11 protein-coding genes are annotated in these 18,144 nt (G+C 68.9%); 4 read left to right on the top strand and 7 right to left on the bottom strand.

The window, feature by feature from the left end; all coding sequences use genetic code 11:
- Nucleotides 1–341 precede the first annotated feature (341 nt).
- Both FOY91_RS05965 and FOY91_RS05960 read left to right on the top strand, forming a co-directional pair.
- The gene (locus tag FOY91_RS05965) at nt 342–2,825 is read left to right on the top strand and encodes a TonB-dependent receptor (RefSeq protein WP_162527150.1); all 2,484 of its coding nucleotides are present in this window, start codon (nt 342–344) and stop codon (nt 2,823–2,825) included.
- 131 nt (nt 2,826–2,956) lie between these two features.
- Nucleotides 2,957–3,448 (top strand): c-type cytochrome, encoded by a 492-nt coding sequence (locus FOY91_RS05960; protein WP_145149128.1) that lies wholly within the window; start codon nt 2,957–2,959, stop codon nt 3,446–3,448.
- Between the two features lie 391 nt (nt 3,449–3,839).
- Here the strand turns inward: FOY91_RS05960 and FOY91_RS05955 are convergent, their stop codons facing one another.
- The 3 genes from FOY91_RS05955 to FOY91_RS05945 form a co-directional block, all read right to left on the bottom strand.
- Nucleotides 3,840–4,448 (bottom strand): DJ-1/PfpI family protein, encoded by a 609-nt coding sequence (locus FOY91_RS05955; RefSeq protein ID WP_145149126.1) that lies wholly within the window; start codon nt 4,446–4,448, stop codon nt 3,840–3,842.
- 117 nt (nt 4,449–4,565) lie between these two features.
- Nucleotides 4,566–7,514, bottom strand: a complete 2,949-nt coding sequence (locus FOY91_RS05950; RefSeq protein ID WP_145149124.1) for a non-ribosomal peptide synthetase — start codon at nt 7,512–7,514, stop codon at nt 4,566–4,568.
- Complete coding sequence (locus FOY91_RS05945) at nt 7,511–8,506, bottom strand: hypothetical protein (protein ID WP_145149121.1); 996 nt, start codon at nt 8,504–8,506, stop codon at nt 7,511–7,513. Before FOY91_RS05945 ends, FOY91_RS05950 begins: the two co-directional genes overlap by 4 nt.
- 310 nt (nt 8,507–8,816) lie before the next feature.
- Here FOY91_RS05945 and FOY91_RS05940 point away from each other — a divergent pair, with 310 nt between their 5' ends.
- The gene (locus tag FOY91_RS05940) at nt 8,817–10,196 is read left to right on the top strand and encodes an aminotransferase class III-fold pyridoxal phosphate-dependent enzyme (protein ID WP_145149119.1); all 1,380 of its coding nucleotides are present in this window, start codon (nt 8,817–8,819) and stop codon (nt 10,194–10,196) included.
- Nucleotides 10,197–10,229: 33 nt separating this feature from the next.
- Nucleotides 10,230–10,727 carry an Lrp/AsnC family transcriptional regulator gene (locus tag FOY91_RS05935; protein WP_145149118.1) on the top strand — a complete coding sequence of 166 codons (498 nt, stop codon included), beginning with the start codon at nt 10,230–10,232 and terminating at the stop codon, nt 10,725–10,727.
- 338 nt (nt 10,728–11,065) lie between these two features.
- Here the strand turns inward: FOY91_RS05935 and FOY91_RS05930 are convergent, their stop codons facing one another.
- From FOY91_RS05930 to FOY91_RS05915, 4 genes are all read right to left on the bottom strand, one after another.
- Nucleotides 11,066–12,013 carry a 2-hydroxyacid dehydrogenase gene (locus FOY91_RS05930; RefSeq protein WP_145149116.1) on the bottom strand — a complete coding sequence of 316 codons (948 nt, stop codon included), beginning with the start codon at nt 12,011–12,013 and terminating at the stop codon, nt 11,066–11,068.
- 88 nt (nt 12,014–12,101) lie between these two features.
- Nucleotides 12,102–14,363 carry a TonB-dependent siderophore receptor gene (locus tag FOY91_RS05925; RefSeq protein WP_145149114.1) on the bottom strand — a complete coding sequence of 754 codons (2,262 nt, stop codon included), beginning with the start codon at nt 14,361–14,363 and terminating at the stop codon, nt 12,102–12,104.
- A 239-nt stretch (nt 14,364–14,602) separates the two neighbouring features.
- A complete protein-coding gene (locus tag FOY91_RS05920) occupies nt 14,603–15,775 on the bottom strand; it encodes an amidohydrolase (protein ID WP_145149112.1) in 1,173 nt (390 codons plus the stop codon).
- A 28-nt stretch (nt 15,776–15,803) separates the two neighbouring features.
- On the bottom strand, nt 15,804–18,068 hold the full coding sequence (locus tag FOY91_RS05915; RefSeq protein WP_145149110.1) for an NADP-dependent malic enzyme: 2,265 nt from the start codon (nt 18,066–18,068) through the stop codon (nt 15,804–15,806).
- Nucleotides 18,069–18,144 lie beyond the last annotated feature (76 nt).

Genomic DNA, 18,144 nt, shown 5'->3' with positions numbered 1-18,144 from the left:
CGGCAATGAGGATGACTCGAAGCAAGGCCGTGAACTCCGATTTATGATGTCGTCCGGTTCTATGCGGACCCGGCATGATGTCAATCAACCGCCGCCGGCGAACGGCGCCCCCTCCTGTCGCCTCGACGAAGCCGGCAACACCCCACCGCCGCCGGAGAACCGGCAATAATGCACCAAAGCACATGGCGAACCGAAAGTGCATCGATTGCTTGACGCCGGTCGATAGTGACTCATATCATCATCGTTCCGAACTCCAGGATCGAACAGATCACATACGAATGGCAAATTGCCATCGGGTTTCGGGGGGAATGGCCGACAAGGCCTTGGGGGAGGATCACGTCATGGCGAAAGCCGGGCTTCGTTATTTCGCGGCAGGCACCGCGCTTGCTGCCTTCACGCCTTCCATCGCGCCTGCACAGGCCGTTGCGGAAGAACAGTCGATCAGCGACATCGTCGTCACCGCGCGCCGCGAGGCCGAGAGCCTTCAGGACGTGCCCGTGACGGTACAGGTGGTGACCGGCAATACGCTGGCGAAACTGGCGATCACCCGCGTCGAGGAAATATCGAAGCTCGCGCCGGGCCTGAACCTCGTCAACGCGGCCGGCTCCAATACGTCGGTCACGCTGCGTGGCGTGACGTGGCGGCCGGGGTCGGGCACGCCGGCCACGCCGATCTACTTCAACGAGGCGCCGTTCGATCCCGCGCAGGTGATCCAGTCGCTGTTCGACGTCGGGCAGATCGAGGTGCTGCGCGGGCCGCAGGGCACCACGCGCGGCGCGCCCTCCATTTCCGGCGCGGTGACGATCACCACCCGCAAGCCCGATCTCGACGACTATGGCGGCTACGTGCAGGGGCTGGTCGGCGAGGGCCGGCACCGCGACCTGCAGGGCGCGATCAACGTGCCGATCATCAAGGATTTGCTGGCGATCCGGCTGGCGACCAACATCGAGGAGAGCCGGGGAAGCCAGGTCTACAGCGTTAACAGCGACGTATTGCCCAGGTTCCGGGAACGCAGCTACCGCGCCACCATCCTGTTCAGGCCGACGGACACGATCTCGCTGCAGGCGATGTACCAGCGCCGCAACACGAACACGCGGACGTACGTGCAGGTGGCCGGCACCGGCAGCCCCGGCCTGGCCGCGCAGGGCATTCCGGCGAATTTCAACGGCCCGGCGCTGACCGTCGGGGATCGCCGCTCGGTGCAGGATCTGCCGCTCAGCGGCCGGGGCACCGTCGACCTGTTGACCATCAATGCCAGCTGGGAGGTGTTCGGCCAGCAGCTCAGCTACAATTTCGGGCGGCAGTTCAATCGCAACCAGTACGTCACCTTCAGTGCCAACGACGTCCTGAACATCATCCCCGGCTTCGAATCGGCGCCCACCTTCGGCAACGTCGGCCTGCCGAAATTCGCCACGCACGAGATCCGCTATTCCTCGCTGACCGATCCGGACCGGCCGTTCGACTTCGATATCGGCTGGTTCTCCAAGCATTCGGGCGGCAAGGGCATCAACTATTTCACGCCCGCATACCTGCCGGGCGCGTTCGGCAGCCCGCTCACCGCCCGTCCGGGGCAGGTGACGACACCGAACGAACGCTATGTCCTGAACAGCCTGACCAACATCAGGCTCGGCCAGAAGTTCGACAGCTTCTACGGCAATATCCGTGCCCATATCGACGACCGGACCGAATTGAGCGGCGGGCTGGCCATCATCCGGGATCGGGTGCCGGTCAACCTGAACGTGCAGACCTTCGCGGCCTTCAGCGCCTTCACCAGCCCGCTGCTGCCCTCCCGCGCCGCCTGCCCGTTCGCGTCGCCCGGCGCCATCGCCAGCCCGGTCTATACAGGCGGGGTCGTCTGCGAGACTCCGCTGCCCAACGGCTTCCGCAACTCGCAGCAGCAGAATAATGACAAGTACAGCGAGGCGCTGTACAACTTCTCGCTGTCGCACAATTTCATGGACGACCTGCTCGTCTATGCGACGACCGGCACCTCCTTTCGCACCGGCCTGCCGGCGATCAACAACCCGGGTCTGCCCGCCGATCTGGTCACGCCGGACCCGGAGAAGGCCACCTCCTACGAGGTCGGGTTCAAGGCCAGCATCGGGCGGCGGCTGCGCGTGAACGCCTCCGCCTTCCAGATCGACTACAAGAACCAGCTGAACACCTTCCAGGGCACGCAGTATTTCAACACGGTTTCCGCCGCCCGGGCGCAGACCAGCGTCGCCTTCTACAGCAACATCGATTCCCGGGTTCGCGGCGTCGAGCTGCAGATCGATGCCCGGCCGGTGCAGAACCTGTCGCTGGGGCTCAACCTCAGTTACTCGAAGATCAAGTCGCAGGGCGGCATCGTTCCGGCCAACCCCGGCGATTGCGCGGGCACCGCCCCCGTCACGGCGGCCAACCCGATCAACTTCTGCCCCTCGGCCAAGGGCCAGACGCTGAACACGCAGGCACCGTTCCAGGCGTCGATCAACGGCGGCTACGAACTGCCGATCACGTCGGCGATCGGCGCCTATGTGCGGTTCAACGCGAACTATCAGGGCAGGAACCCGAACTTCGGCAATTTCCGCACGGCCTCGGGCTTTAGGGGAACGCCGTCGTACACCGTCGTCGATCTCTTCGCCGGCCTGACCGGGGACGAGAGCATCTGGGATCTCGGCATCTATGCCAAGAATGCCTTCGACAAGCAGGCCGAATTGAGCCGGGTGGCAACGATCAACTCGGTCTTCCCCAGCTTCGCCGCGCTGGGCGGCTACGATGTCGTCACCACCTCCCGCCCGCGCGAGATCGGCGTGCAGCTGCGCTACGCCTTCGGCTCGCGCTGAGGGCGGGCGCGGCCGGTTTGACATGGTCAGCGGGCGCTCCTACCCCTCGGGTGCAGCCTGCCCGCTCTCCATGGAGACGGCAAAAGCCGGATCGATATCGGCGTGCTGCCTGCAACGGAGGATGTCTCAGCATGACCGGTTTCGATATGCGTACCGCTGTGGGTGTGTGCCTCGGCATTTCCGTTCTGGCGGGGATGGGCCTTGCGGGATCGTCTGCGACGGGCGCGGCGCCCGTGGCGGCGGCCGGCGTGAAGGGCGATCCGATCTACGAACGCAAGGCGATCATGCAGCGGCTCGACGAGGAGGGCGAGGTGCTGGGCAATATCGTCGCCGGCATCGAGCCGCCGGAACGGCTGGCCGAAGTGACGCGCACGATCGCCAACGACGCCAAGGAGTCCACGGAGAGCTTCCGCACGATCGCGCCGGGCGGGCGCTCCAGGGATGAGGTCTGGTCGAACCACGACGATTTCATGAAGCGCATGGAGAATTTCTCGCGCAATGCGGAGGCGATGGCGAAAGCGGGCGAGACCGGCAACATGGCCGCCGTCACCTCGCTGATGGTCGATGCCATGCCCTGCAAGCAATGCCACGACACCTATCGCGCACCCAAGAAGCCTTCCTGACCGGACGGCGGCCCAGGCCGCATCCCGCCGGAGGAACGACGCGGCGGATCGGCGGGCATGTGCCGGCCGAGACTGCCGCGTAACGTGCCTGCCCATACCCGTGGGGGGAACAGGCCGCGTTCCTGCAAGATCGATCGCGCGGCCCGGCGGCAGGCCGCAGGGGTCGGGGTCGGGGTCGGTCGTCTTCGGGCTCCGTCACGTTTCTGCCCATCGCCGCTGGCATCATGGAGCATGGCGCCGGTAAAATGGCCGCTCAGGCCCGGTTTGCGCGCGCGGGATCTCGATGCCCCCGGCAATCGCATCGGCGCGTCATCCTGCGCCAGCCGGATTCCCGAACACGTCGATCCACTCGGTGGCGCTGGTCAGGCTCGGCTCGATCTATCGGTCGCCATCACGCCGGTATACCGAGCGCGGTGGCGACCACGCCGAGCGCGTGATCGACATACGCCGCCTTTTCTCCCACCGGCGCGACGTAATGCAGCGCCTCGCGCGCATGGCCGATGGAGGCGCCGCGCGCGATCATCCACGCCGCCAGATACGGCGCGGCCAAACAGCCGCCGGCGGTCGCCACGTTGCCGTGGGCCACGAACGGCGCGTCGATCACGTCCACGCCCGCCTCGATCACCCACGGCTTCGTCGTCAGATCGGTGCAGGCCGGCACGCTGCTGATCAGCCCCAGCTTCGCCAGCAGCAGCGTGCCCGAACATTGCGCGCCGATCAGCTGGCGCGCGGGATCGAGGCGGATCTGGGCCAGCAGCGCGGCATCGGCGGCGATCTCCCGCGTGCGGATGCCGCTGCCCACGATCACCGCATCCGCCTCGGCGGCAAAGGCCAGCGGGCGCTGGCGGCGCACGGTGACGCCGTTCATGGAAGTCACCTCCTCGGTCGGCGCGGTGATGTGCGCCGCCCACCCCTGCGACCGCAGCCGGTTGAGGATGGCCGCGACGACGAACGAATCCAGTTCGTTGAACCTGTCGAACGTGAGGACCGCGATCTGCATTCGTCTTTCCCTTCGCCGGTCACGCATTGATGTCGCGCCGACCATGCCCCGTGCAGTGACGCGGGAACGGCACGACGGCAATATGCCTCGTCGCCCTTCGCGCGACAGACGCGGCGATCATCGGCGGCGGCGCAACGCCCGCCACGCGCGGGTCAGGGCATTGCGACCGAACGCCTCGGCCGATCGCATGCGCCACCAGCCGCCCGCGCCGGCGATCGCCCCGACGCGACGGGCGAAACCGGCAACCCGCCCGCGCGACCCCGGATCGCCAAACCGGATCGCCAGCGCCCGATCGACCGCTGCGAACGAGCCGATCGCCGGATCGCGTGCCACAGGCGCGCCCCGGATCGTCCGGCCAGCGGCCAGATCGTCGAGGACGCGGGCCGCGTAGCGCAGGGCCGGCGATGGCGGCCCGGCCCGCCCCAACCGGGTGAGCGCGGCGCGCGCGGCGGGCAGATCGCCATGTGCCACCGCCAGATACTGCACCGCCGCCAGCGACAGCCGCGTGCCCGATTTCGGCAGGTCGCCGATCACGCGCGCCAGCCGCTCCGCCGTCACCGGCTGCTCACCCGCAATCAGGTCGAACAGCAGCCCGCTCACCGTCTCCACCGCGACCGGCGCCTGGGGCACCGGCCGCCGGTCGAGAAAGGCGGCGATCGCCGGGCGCACCGCCTCCAGCACGGCGGTCGATTCCATGTCGGGATGTTCCAGCGTCCGCACCGTCACGATGTCCAGATCGGCATCCGCCGCCGTCCAGCACAGCCGCACCACCCCCGGCGAGACGATCGGCCGCAACGCCGCGCGGCGCAGCAGCAGCATCCGCCCCGGCGGGGACGCAGCAGTGGTGGCCAGCACACGCCGCGCCGCGCGGTTGGCGAGACGGCCCGGGCGATGCATCGGCACGGTGTCGAGGCAGATCACGGCCCCGGGGCGCGCGCCGCCCGCCGCCAGAAGGCGGTCGACCAGCCACGCGACATAGCCGGCGATCGAATAGCCGAACAGCACGGCCGGCGGCGGGCATTCGCCGGCCTCCACCGCGGCGGCGATGCGCTGCGCCACCTCCAGCCAGTGCCCGTCATCCACCATGTTGGCGACCGGCAGCGTCACGCTGCACGCCCATACGTCGAAGCCGGCGAACGTGTCGGCCGCCAGCCACGGCCCGGCCACCGCCGCCCCGCTCCACCCCGGCATCGACAGCGCCACCCCGCGCGACGGGCCGGTGGCCGGGCGCACGCGCCGGAAGTCGATCGTCCCCGTCGCCACCGCCGCCTGCGGGGCGAGGCCGGCGATCCCGGCAAGGCCGGCCAGCCGCCGCAGCGTCGGCCGGTCGAGGAACGCCTCGACATCGATGTCCCGGCCGAACGCCCGCTCGATCGCCAGCCGCAGTTCCAGCAGCCGCAGCGAATCGCCGCCGAGGTCGGAAAAGTCGCGGTCGGGGTCTTCATCGGCGGCGGGGCGCTGCAACACCTCGTTCCACAGCGCGCGCAGGCGGGAGAGATCGTCCGTCGCCGTCACGGCCGTCGCCGCTGCCGGCGCTTCGTCGAGCAGGGCGGCCAGCGCACGGTAGTTCAGCTTGCCGCCGGGCAACAGCGGCATCGCCTCCACCCGCATCAACCGTGCCGGCACCATCGCGGCGGGCAGGCGGGCGGCGAGCCATGCGCGCGCCTCCGTCTCGCCGCCTGCCTCGCCCGGGCGGGTCAAGAACGCCGCCAGCGTGCCGCCGCGCGGCCCCGGCCGCTCGATCGCGGCGGCCTGCGCGCAGCCGGGCATCGCCAGCAGGTGCGCTTCCACCTCCGCCAGCGAGATGCGGTGTCCGTTCACCTTCACCACCCGGTCGGCGCGGCCGAGCATCGTCAGCGCGCCATCCGCCTCCTGCCGCACGATGTCGCCGGTGTCGTAGAGGCGCAGGTCGTCGCGGTCGTCGGGGAAGCGCGTGCCGTCGATCCGCCCTGCCTTCCAGTCCCCCAGCGCCTGATGGCGGGAGCGGATGAACAGCCGGCCCTCGCGCGGATCGGTGTCGGCGTCCGCCCTGATGGCGAACTCCCACAGCGGATAGATCCGCCCGATCGGCGCGACGGCGCGATCCCCGGCCAGCGCCCGGTCGTCCGTCCAGATGAAGATCGCGCTTTCCGTGCTGCCATACACGTTCTGGATGCGGCACGCCGGATCGAGGATGCGCCGCGCCGTCTCCACGTCGTTCCACAGCAGCGGCTCACCGGAAAAGCGCACGCCCTTCAGCCCACACAGCGCCGCCGCCGCCTCGGGCTGCCCGGCCGCCGCGCGGAACAGCGAGGGGGTGAAGCGGACATGGCCGACACCCTCGTCGCGGATCGTGGCGAACAGCGCCGCCAGCCCCGCCCCGCGCAGATCGAGCAGGCACAGCGCGCCGCCCGCCAGCAGGAACACGAGCGCGTGGTGGACGAAGCCGAAATTGCCGTGCGATCCGGCGATCAGCACCACCTCCCCCGGCGCGGCCCCCATCAGCCCGACCGACGCCTGCATCTTGGCCTGCATCGTGCGCGCGGCATAGGTTATCAGCTTGGGCTCGCCGGTGGAGCCGGAGGTGGGGAAGATCATCGCCGGGGCGGCCGGATCGAGGCCCGCGCCACGGGCGAACGGCGCGGTGCCGCCATCGGGCACGATCGCGATCACCCCGTCCAGCCCCTCGGGCACGGCGTGGCGCACACCCGCATCGTGCAGGATCAGTGTCGCCCCGGCGAGCGCGATCAGCTCGGCATTGCGCCCCGGCGGGTTGTGCGGCTCCAGCAGCAGCAGCGGCCGCCCGGCGATCGCGCAGGCGAACCACGCCGCCACCGCATCCACCCCGGCCGACTGGATCAGCGCCACCGGCCCCGGCGCCGCGCCCGCCGCCGCGATCGTCCGCGCCAGCCCGCCGGCCAGCCCGGCCAGTTCGGCCACGCTGGTGCGGCGGCCGCCGTCGATCACCGCGGTGGCGTGCGGCCGCGCTTCCGCCAGGTCGAGCAGGGCATCGGACAGCGTCTGCCCCGTCCGCGCCGCCGGTGGCGGGGCGAAGGGGGAGGCCTGCCAGTGCCACGGCCCGGTCATGCCATCGGCCCGCCGGGAAGCACCTCGTGGCGTACCGGGATGGTGTGCAGCTCGCGTTGCCGGGCGGTAATGGAGGTGACGAGGAACGGCAGCGGATCGCGACCGCCGTCCCGCAGGGTGACACCGATCGCGCCGTTCTGCGCGCGGATCGCCCCGCCCGGAAACGGGCGGAAGCTGAGGCAGCGCTGGTGCGCCACCTGCCGCAGGATAAGGCCGGCGGCGGCGATGACGATGGCCTCGATCCGGTCCCACCACCGCGCCTCCGATGCCACGTACACGGCGGCACGGTGGCCCGCCTCCTCCACCGAGCAGGACCGGCCGAGAAAGCGCTCGATGGTCCGGTGCGCCGTCTCGTCCACCTCCACGGGCGGCACGGGGGGCACCGGCGCGGCGGGCGCGAGTTCGGACTGGACCAGCACCGTCACCGCCGCCGTGGCGCCCAGTGCGGCGATCATGCCGCGCAGCCCGGCCGCATATCCCTCGGTCGCGGTGAGCGGGATGTCGTTGGTTTCCATCGCCACGCCGTTGTTGACGACGATGACGAAGGCGATCCCCGGCGGGTACACCGCCGTCATCGCGCGCTGCAGCCGGGCGACCTGATACAGCAGCAGCAGATCGGTCGCGTCGGGGGCGAACACCAGATCGGCCAGCACCGGGCCGGACGACGCCCGGTAGCCGCCATGGTGGAGAAAGTAGAGCGGCAGCGGCCGCCCCTCGGCCACGACCCGTGCGATCCGCTCGCCAAGCGCGGGAAACAGATGCGCCACCCGCCCCGTCGCCTGATAGTTGAACTCGCGCCGCAGCAGCACGCGCAGGATCGCCTCCACGCCGGGGGTATCGGCGCGCGGCGCGGGCACCGCCGAGAACGTCTCGCGGATGAAGCCGGCGCAGCGGTCGAGCCAAGCCTCCACCCGCCGCCCGGCATCGCGCTCGCTCTCGCTCCACGCCCCGTCATCCACCGTCGCGACATAGCGCAGCTCGCAGTCGGTCAACCGTCACTCCTCCACCCCGCCCCGGGGCCTGGCCCCTGACACGGAATCCCTGAAAAATCCCTGCCGGCGGCCCCCCGCCGCCAGCCGGACCGGCACCATAACGACCGGGCGGCCACACCGCACCGGACTTTGTCGGCCAGGCCAGAGGCCGCGTCGGCCAGGCCAGAGGCCGCACCGATGGCCCGGCCGGGCCACGGCATGATCTGCCGTGCGTGCGGCCAATACGGTAGGTCGAACCGCCGCGCCGCCGGCTTCGGGCGACGCCGCGCCGCGACCGCGATATGCTCGTGCGTCCCCCAAGAGGCGAGCCATGACCGCGAATTCACTGGTCGAAAGCGACCGCACCCACCTGATCCACCCCGTCACCGCCTTCCGCACGCACGAGAAACGCGGTGCCACGGTGCTGACAGAGGGCAAGGGCATGTATCTGAGCGACATCGAGGGCAATCGCCTGCTCGATGCCTTCGCCGGCCTGTGGTGCGTCAACGTGGGCTACGGGCAGGAGAGCATCGTCGAGGCGGCGGCCGAGCAGATGCGCCGGCTGCCTTATGCCACCGGCTATTTCCACTATGCCAACGAGCCGGCGATCCGGCTGGCCGAGCGGCTGGCCGAACTGTCGCCGCCGGGGCTGGACCGGGTGTACTTCACGCTGGGCGGATCGGACGCGGTCGATTCGGCGATCCGCTTCATCGTGCATTATTTCAACGCCACCGGCCGCCCGGCCAAGAAGCAGATGATCGCGCTGGACAAGGGCTATCACGGCTCCTCCACCACCGGCGCGGGGCTGACCGGCCTGCCCGCCTTCCACCGCCAGTTCGACGTGCCGCATGCGTGGCAGCACCACATCCCCGCCCCTTACGCCTACCGATCGCCGGTGGGCAGCGATCCGCAGGCGATCATCGATCATTCGGTGGCGCAGCTGCGCGCCAAGGTGGAGGAACTGGGCGCCGGGAACGTCGCCGCCTTCTTCGCCGAGCCGGTGCAGGGGTCGGGCGGCGTCATCGTGCCGCCGAAGGGCTGGCTGAAGGCGATGCGCGCGCTGTGCGACGAGCTGGACATCCTGCTGGTGGTCGACGAGGTCATTACCGGTTTCGGCCGTACCGGGCCGATGTTCGGCTGCGAGCACGAGGGCGTCTCGCCCGATCTGATGACCGTCGCCAAGGGGCTGACCTCCGGCTACGCGCCGATGGGCGCGGTGCTGATGAACGACAAGGTATATGCCGGCATCGCCGACGGGCCGGACAATCACCTCCCGATCGGCCACGGCTTCACCTATTCTGGCCACCCCGTCTCGGCGGCGGTCGGGCTGGAAGTCATGCGGCTCTATACCGAGGGCGGCATCCTGGGCAACGGGCAGGTCCGCGGCGTGCGGCTGGGCGAGGGGCTGGCGGCGCTGGCCGATCATCCGCTGGTGGGCGACGTGCGCCATACGGGCATGCTGGCCGCGCTGGAACTGGTGGCCGACAAGCGGACGAAGGCCCGTTTCGACGGCGCGCTCGACATCTCGAACCGGCTGGCGACGGCAGGTTATCGCAACGGCATCATCTTCCGCGCCTTCGCCGACGGCACGATCGGACTCGCGCCTGCGATCTCCTGCGATGCCGACGACATGGAGGTGCTGCTCGCCCGCCTGCGCGCCACGCTCGACGCCGTGCTTGACGAGCCGGACGTTCGCCGCGCAATCGTTTGACCAAGGCACCGTGATCCGGGTGGGAGCGTCGACATGAGCACGGGACCGAAACTCGACCGGCTGGATTTCAAGATCCTTGCCCATCTGCAGAAGAACGGGCGGATCACCAACGTGGACCTCGCCGATGCGGTGGGGCTGTCGCCCAGCCCGTGCCTCAGCCGGGTGAAGCGGCTGGAAAAGCACGGCTACATCACCGGCTACGGCGCGCACATCGCGCTCGGCAAGCTCGGCGAGACGCTGACGGTGTTCACCGAAGTGACGCTGTCGGACCATCGCAGCGGCGACTTCTCCCGCTTCGAGCAGCGCGTGCGCGTGGTGCCCGAGATCGTGGAGTGCCACCTCGTCAGCGGCGGCTACGATTACCTGCTGAAGTTCATCACCAAGAACGTGAGCCATTATCAGGAGGTGATCGAGAGCATCCTCGACAAGGATTTCGGCATCGAGAAGTATTTCAGCTACATCGTCATCAAGTCGCCGGTGGTGAAGCGGTTCGATCCGATCGAGACGTTGTTCGACGAACGGATCGGGTGAGGCCGGATGACAAACGGTCAGGGGGCCGACCGCTCATCTTGAAACCCTGACCGGGCATTCAACGCCGATGTTCGTCCTTTGAAGATTTCGCCTGACCCAGCCGCGTGCCCCTTGTGTCGGGCGAAGTCGAGACACGGAGCGTCACGTGCGTGGCCCGCCCCTCGACTTCGCTCGGGGGATGGAAGTGGAAACTGGGAATTACCGCTCATCCAGAGGAGCCATCGAGCTTGCCGAAATGGCGGCTCGAAGGAGAGCGGAAGCCACGTCCTTCGAGACGGGACCCTTCGACGCCGCCTGCGGCGTCGCTCAGGACATGCTTCGCCAGGCCCAGCCCCTCCTCAGGATGAGCGGTTCGGATCAGGCGGCAAATCGCGCGCCGGCACCACGCCCTCCATCGCCTCGCCCGCCGCGTGCCGGCGGATGTTCGCCGCGATCGCCTCGGCACCGCGCACGGCATCGGTGGTGCCGGCGATGTGCGGCGTCACGATGATGCGGGGATCGTGCCAGAGCGGGTGGTCGGCGGGCAGCGGCTCCGGATCGGTCACGTCCAGCACCGCGCCGCCGATCCGGCCCGATGCCAGCGCCGCCAGCAGGTCCGCCTGCACGAGATGCCCCCCGCGCCCGGCATTGACCAGCCCCGCGCCCGTCGGCAGCCCGGCGAAAAGCCGCGCATCGAGGATGCCGCGCGTCCCGTCCGTCAGCGGCAGCAGGCAGATCAGGATATCGCATTGCGCCAGGAAGTCGGAGCGACCCGCCTCGCCGGTAAAGCAGCGCACGCCCTCGATCGTCCCGGCCGAGCGGCTCCAGCCGGAAAGCGGGAAGCCGAACGGGGCGAGCCGCGCCAGCGTCGCCCGGCCCATCTGGCCGAGGCCCATCACGCCGACCCGCCGCCGGCCGTTCGTCCGCCGTGGCAGCGCGCGCCACTCGCCCCGCTTCTGCGCGGCGATATAGGCGGGCAGATCGCGGTGGAGCGCCAGCACCGCGAGCGTGGCGTAATCGGCCACCGCCTCGGTCAGTTCGTCGTCGATCATCCGCACCACCGGCACGCCCGGCGGCAGATGGGCCAGATCCAGATGGTCGATCCCCGCGCCGATCGAGAACAGCGCCTTCAGCGCCGGCAGCCGGCCCAGCAGATCGCCGGGCGGCGCCCACCCCGCGACATAGTCTATCTCGGCGAGGTCGCCCGCATCGGGCCATTGCCGCACCGACAGGCCCGGCACCAGCGTGGGCACCAGTTCCCCCCAGCGCGCGCCGCGCGCCGGATCGCCGACATGGAGCAGGATCATCGCGGTCTCCTCAAGAGAAAGGCCGCCGGTGGAGGGGACTTTCCACCGGCGGCCCGCTTCGCGACCCGAAGCGTTCGTCGTCCCGGTGCTAGAGCTTATAGCCCACACGCACCATCCAGCTGCGCGGCGTGCCGGGGGTGAGCCACAGGCGCGAATAGCTGCTCGGGAAATACTTCTCGTCGAACAGGTTGGTCACCTCGCCCGAGACGCGGATATGCTCGTTCACCTCGAATGCGGCGCTGACGCGGGTCAGCGTGTACGACGGCAGCGTGAAGAACGAACCGTCGGGGAAGCGATAGCCCGTCTCGCCCAGCCGCTTGCCGACATAGTTGACGCCCGCGCCGAGGGTCAGCTTCTGCTCACCGAACTCGATATCCTTGAACAGCAGCACGCTGCCGCTGTTCTTCGGGATGTTGATGAGCGGATCGCCGACGCGCAGCTGGAAGCCGAAATTCGGATCGGCGGCGGCGGTGCGCACCTCCGCGTCGAGATAGGCGTAGGCGATCGTCACGCGGAAGCCGGCGGGCAGCTGGCCGGTGGCGTCGAATTCCACGCCGCGGCTGCGCGCCTTGCCCAGCCCCTGCGAGAAGCCGGGGTTGGCGGGATCGGCGGTCAGCACGTTGTTCTTCTTCGTCTCGAACAGCGCGACGGTGCCGGTCAGCATGTCGTCGAACAGCGCGAACTTGCCGCCCACCTCGACGCTCTTGGTCGTCTCCGGCTCGAACAGGGTGGAAACGCCGGCCGCGTTCGGCGCACCGGTGCCGGTGTTGAAGCGGAAGCCCTTGCCGTAGCTGGCGTAGAGCGAGAACGCCTCGCTGATCTCGTACGAGACGCCGACCTGCGGGCTGAACTTGGTCTTGTCCTGCTTGGCGACGGCCGGCAGCGCGCCGTTCGTGCCCGGAACGCGGAAGTTCAGCGTCTGCTCGACATCGTCGTAACGGCCGCCGACGCGCACCTTCAGCGCATCGGTGAGATCGATCTGGTCCTGAAAATAGACGCCCCAGCTATACTGCCGCTCGCGCTGGTTCTGGAAGGCGCCGACCGCCGGCAGGTTGCCGTATACCGGGTTGAACACGTTGATCGCGTTGAACGTGTTCAGCATCGCCTGGGTGGAGGCGGTGGTGAGGGCGTTGGCGCCAGTGCCGGGGCGGAAGCGGTTCTGGAGGACGTCGAGCTTGTAGTAGTCCCAGTCCGCGCCGACGAGCAGGTGGTGGGTGAACGGGCCGGTATAGATCTTGCCGCTCAACTCGCCGCGGAACACCAAATCCTTGGTGCCATAATCGCGGAAGCGGCGCTGGCGCGACAGGATCCGCGTCGTCGTGAAGCTGTTGTTGTTGTAGAACGGCTGGCGGCCGTCGACCAGTTCGGCATCGCTGGAGAAACCCGTGAAGCTGGTGTCGCGATAGCCCGCGCCGAACGACATATTCCAGTCGCGGCTGAAGCTGTGCTGCAGCTGGAACTGGTGGCCGAGCGCCTCGACCTCGGTATCCCCGTCGCCTGGCTCGCCGAGGAAGGTCTTGCGCGACAGCGCCTTGGGGTCGCCGTTCACCGCCACGATGCCGCGATCGAACGGCACCGCCTGATGGATATATTCAAGCTCGTACGAAACGGTCGTGTCGGGCGCCGGCTTCCACAGGATCGAGGGCGTGACGGTGTACTTCTCGCTCTCGATGAAGTCGCGGAAGCTGTCGGCATTCTCGTAGGCGCCGGTCACGCGCACGGCCAAGTTGCCGGCCAGCGGCACGTTGACGTCGCCCTCGGCGCGATAGGTGTCGAAGCGGCCGTAGCCGACGGTAGCGTTGAGGCCGAACGCATCGAACTGCGGCTTCTTGGTGATGATGTTGACGGTGCCGCCCGGCTCGCCGCGCCCGAACAGCGCCGACGACGGGCCTTTCAGCACCTCCATCCGCTCGATGTTCGACGTATCGCGGATGCCGCCGTAGCCGCGCGAGGCGTTGAAACCGTTCACGAGGTAGTTGCTGGCGGTGTTCTCGTCGCCGGCGAAACCGCGGAGCGCGAACGCATCGAACAGCCCGCCGAAATTGTTCTGGCGCGAGACGCCGCTGGCGAAGTCGAGCGCGGTATCCAGCCGGGTGAGGTTCACCTCGCGCAGCGTCTCGCCGGACAGCGTCTGGATGCTCTGCGGCAGCTCCTTCAACGGCACGTCACCGCGATACTGCTGGCGCAGGCCCGTCACGGTGATGGTGCCGCCATCCTCGGCGGAGGCCACCTCGGTCAGCGAGGCGGGCGGGGCATCGGCGGTCTGTGCATGGGCGGATGAGCCGGCGAAGGCGAGGACGGCAGCGGCGCCGCTGAGCAGGCCGGATCGAAAATCGGACATGAAAGGCATAATGGTTCCCCTTGGCTGGCAGCCGTCGTCCTCCTGCGCTCCTTGGGAACCGATGATCTCGCTCGCGCGTATTTCGCCGCGCGCTCATTATATCGAGATCAGCGGCTTTCTTCCCCTGAAGCCTCTTGACCCCCCGAGTATGAGGCCGCCTCAAGGTAGATTATGACAAAGAGACGACGTTCCCTAGGTCGTTGTAAGGATTCGTGTCGGTTCAGCGCATAATATGCCGGTGCGGCGCTTCAGGCCGGACGCACCGGCAGCAAACGGTGGGCCAGTTCGGCGAACAGGGCGATTCCCGTACCGATCACGCCATCGTTGAAATCGTAGCGCGGGTGATGCAGCGCCGGGCTTTCCGCGCCGCGCCCCTGCCCCAGCCACAGATAGGCACCGGGCCGGGCCTGCAGCATGAACGCGAAATCCTCCGAGGTGAACGCCGGATCGGGCGCCTCGGCCGCATCGGCACAGACTGCCGCCGCCGCCTCCAGCGCGAGCGCGGCGGACTCCGCACCGTTGATCGTCGCGGGATAATAACGATCGTAGATGACGGCCACGCTCGTGCCGCTCGACAACGCGACCCCGGCCGCCATGTCCCGCAGCGACTGCTCGATCATGTCCTGCACCTGCGGGTCGAACGTGCGTACCGTACCCATCAACCGCACCTCCGCCGGGATCACGTTGTGCGCCAGACCACCGTGGATCTGCGTGACGGACAGCACCGCCGCCTTCGTGGCGGGCACCCGGCGCGAGACTATGGTGTTGAGCTGGCCGACCAGATCGGCGGCGGCGAGGATCGCATCCGGCGTCTGGTGTGGCAGCGCCGCGTGGCCGCCCTTGCCGGTCAGCACGATCTCGAACTTGTCGGCCGAGGCCATGATCGGGCCGGGCCGGGTGCGGATGCTGCCGGCCGGCAGATCGGGCCAGTTGTGCAGCGCGAACACCCGGTCGCACGGAAAACGATCGAACAGCCCGTCGGCGATCATCGCGCGCGCGCCGCCCTGCCCCTCCTCGGCCGGCTGGAAGATGAAGTGGATCGTGCCGGCGAACGCCCGGGTTTCGGCCAGATGCCGCGCCGCGCCGAGCAGGATCGCGACATGCCCGTCATGCCCGCAGCCGTGGAACGTGCCGGGCAAGGTGCTAGCATAGGAGACGCCGGTTTCCTCATGGAACGGCAGCGCGTCCATATCGGCGCGAAACCCGAGCGAGCGATTGGACTGCCCGGCGCGCAGCGTGCCGACCACGCCGGTGCCGCCGATCCCGGTTTCCACCTCCAGCCCCAGCGCCCGCAGCTCGGCCGCCACGATCGCAGCGGTGCGATGCTCGGCGAAGGCGAGTTCGGGGTGCGCGTGGATATCGTGCCGGATCGCGACCAGCGCCGGCACGAGTTCGGCGATGGCATCATGGTCGGCAGGCATCCGGACGTTCCTTCGTTGGGCGGGGCGCCTAGCTGGCGACGCCCGCCGCCGCCAGCACCGCGAGCGTGACGAGTTCGGAGGCGGTGGCGGACATGGTGGCGATCTGCACCGGCTTCTCCAGCCCCACGAGCATCGGCCCGATCACCGAATCGCCGCCCAGTTCGCGCAGCAGCTTGGCCGAGAGGTTGGCCGATTGCAGCCCCGGCATCACCAGCACGTTGGCCGGGCCGGACAGCCGCATGAACGGATAGTTCTTTTGCAGCTTTTCGTTCAGCGCCACGTCCGGCGCCATCTCGCCTTCATATTCGAAACTCACGCCGCGCGCGTCGAGGATGGCCACCGCCTCGCGGATGCTGTCCAGCCAGTTGCCGGAAGGGTTGCCGAACGTGGAATAGCTGAGGAACGCGACGCGCGGCTCATGCCCCATCTTGCGTGCCACCGCCGCCGTCCGCTCGGCGATGTCGGCCAGTTGCAGCGCGGTCGGCCGCTCGTTCACCGTGGTATCGGCCATGAAGACGGTGTGGCTCTGCCCCACCAGCACGTGGATGCCGAACGGGGTGACGCCGGCGGCGGGATCGATCACGCGGCGGATCTGCCGCAGCGTCTGCGAATAGGTGCGGGTGACGCCGGTAATCATCACGTCGGCCTCGCCCAGCGCCACCAGTAGCGCGCCGAAGATGTTGCGATCCTGGTTCACCAGCAGCTCGATATCGCGCCGCAGGTAGCCGCGCCGCTGGAGCCGCTCGTACAGGAAGTCCACCATCCGGCCGACCAGCGGCGAGTTGCGGCTGTTGTGCAGCTCGAAGCTGTCGGGGTCGCCAACGCCCAGCGCGCGCAGCTTGTCCGGCACCTCGTCGCGCCCGACCAGCACCGGCGTGCCGTAGCCGCCGTCGCGGAACTGGATGGCGGCGCGCAGCACCACCTCCTCCTCGGCCTCGGCGAACACCACGCGCTTCGGGTGCGCGCGCGCCGCCTCATAGGCCAGCGTCAGCGTCGCCGTGGTCGGGTTGAGCCTGGCCCGCAGCGAATCGCGATAGGCCGCCATGTCGAGGATGGGCTTGCGCGCCACGCCCGAATCCATCGCCGCCTTGGCGACGGCGGCGGGCACCACCTCCATCAGGCGCGGGTCGAACGGGGCGGGGATGATGTAGTCGCGGCCGAAACGCGGCGCGCGGCCGCCATAGGCGAGCGCCACTTCCTCGGGCACCTGCTCGCGCGCCAGCCCGGCCAGCGCCTCGGCGGCGGCGATCTTCATCTCCTCGTTGATCGCGGTGGCGCGCACATCGAGCGCCCCGCGGAAGATGAACGGGAAGCCGAGGACGTTGTTCACCTGGTTCGGGTAATCCGAACGGCCGGTGGCGACGATCGCATCGGGGCGCGCGGCCATGGCCTCGGGCGGGGTGATCTCCGGATCGGGGTTGGCCATCGCGAAGATGATCGGCTGGTCGGCCATGCGCCTGACCATCTCGGGCTTGAGCGCGCCGGCCGCCGAAAGGCCGAGGAACACGTCCGCCCCCTCCATTGCGTCGTTCAGCGTGCGGTGGTCGGTCACGGCAGCGTGGGCGGACTTCCACTGGTCCACCCCCTCGCGCCCCTGCCAGATCACGCCCTTGCGATCGCACATGATGACGTTGTCGTGGCGCACGCCCATCGACTTGATGAGCGCGGTGCAGGCGATCGCGGCTGCACCGGCGCCGTTCACCACCACCTTGATGTCCTTCATGTCGCGGCCCGTCAGGTGGCAGGCGTTGATGAGCCCGGCGGCGGTGATGATCGCGGTGCCGTGCTGGTCGTCGTGCATGATCGGGATGTTCATCTTCTCGCGCAGCGCCTGCTCGATGATGAAGCAGTCGGGGGCGGCGATATCCTCAAGGTTGATGCCGCCGAACGTCGGCTCCATCAGCTCCACCGCCTCGATGAAGCGCTGGGCATCCTTGGTGTTCAGTTCGATATCGATCGAATCGACGTCGGCGAACCGCTTGAACAGCACCGCCTTGCCCTCCATCACCGGCTTGGAGGCGAGCGCCCCTAGATCGCCGAGGCCGAGGATGGCGGTGCCGTTGGAGATCACCGCGACGAGATTGCCCTTGGCGGTATAGTCGTAGGCGGTATCGGGGTCGGCGGCGATCGCGCGCACCGGCACCGCCACGCCCGGTGAATAGGCCAGCGACAGGTCGCGCTGCGTCGCCATCGGCTTGGTCGCGACGATCTGGATCTTGCCGGGCCGCCCCGCCGAATGAAACAGCAGCGCCTCGCGCTCCGAGAACTGCACGTTGCTGCTGCCGTCGCTCATTACTGTACCCCCGATGCGTCCGCTCCGCTGCGCCTTGTGGGGCATGGCTGCACGCCTCACAAGCCGCTATCAGCCC

Source organism: Alterirhizorhabdus solaris, assembly GCF_007785815.1.
In the GTDB taxonomy this organism is placed as follows: domain Bacteria; phylum Pseudomonadota; class Alphaproteobacteria; order Sphingomonadales; family Sphingomonadaceae; genus Alterirhizorhabdus; species Alterirhizorhabdus solaris.
The sequence above is the reverse complement of the archived record's forward strand: the minus strand, read 5'-3'. Positions and strand labels throughout refer to the sequence as shown.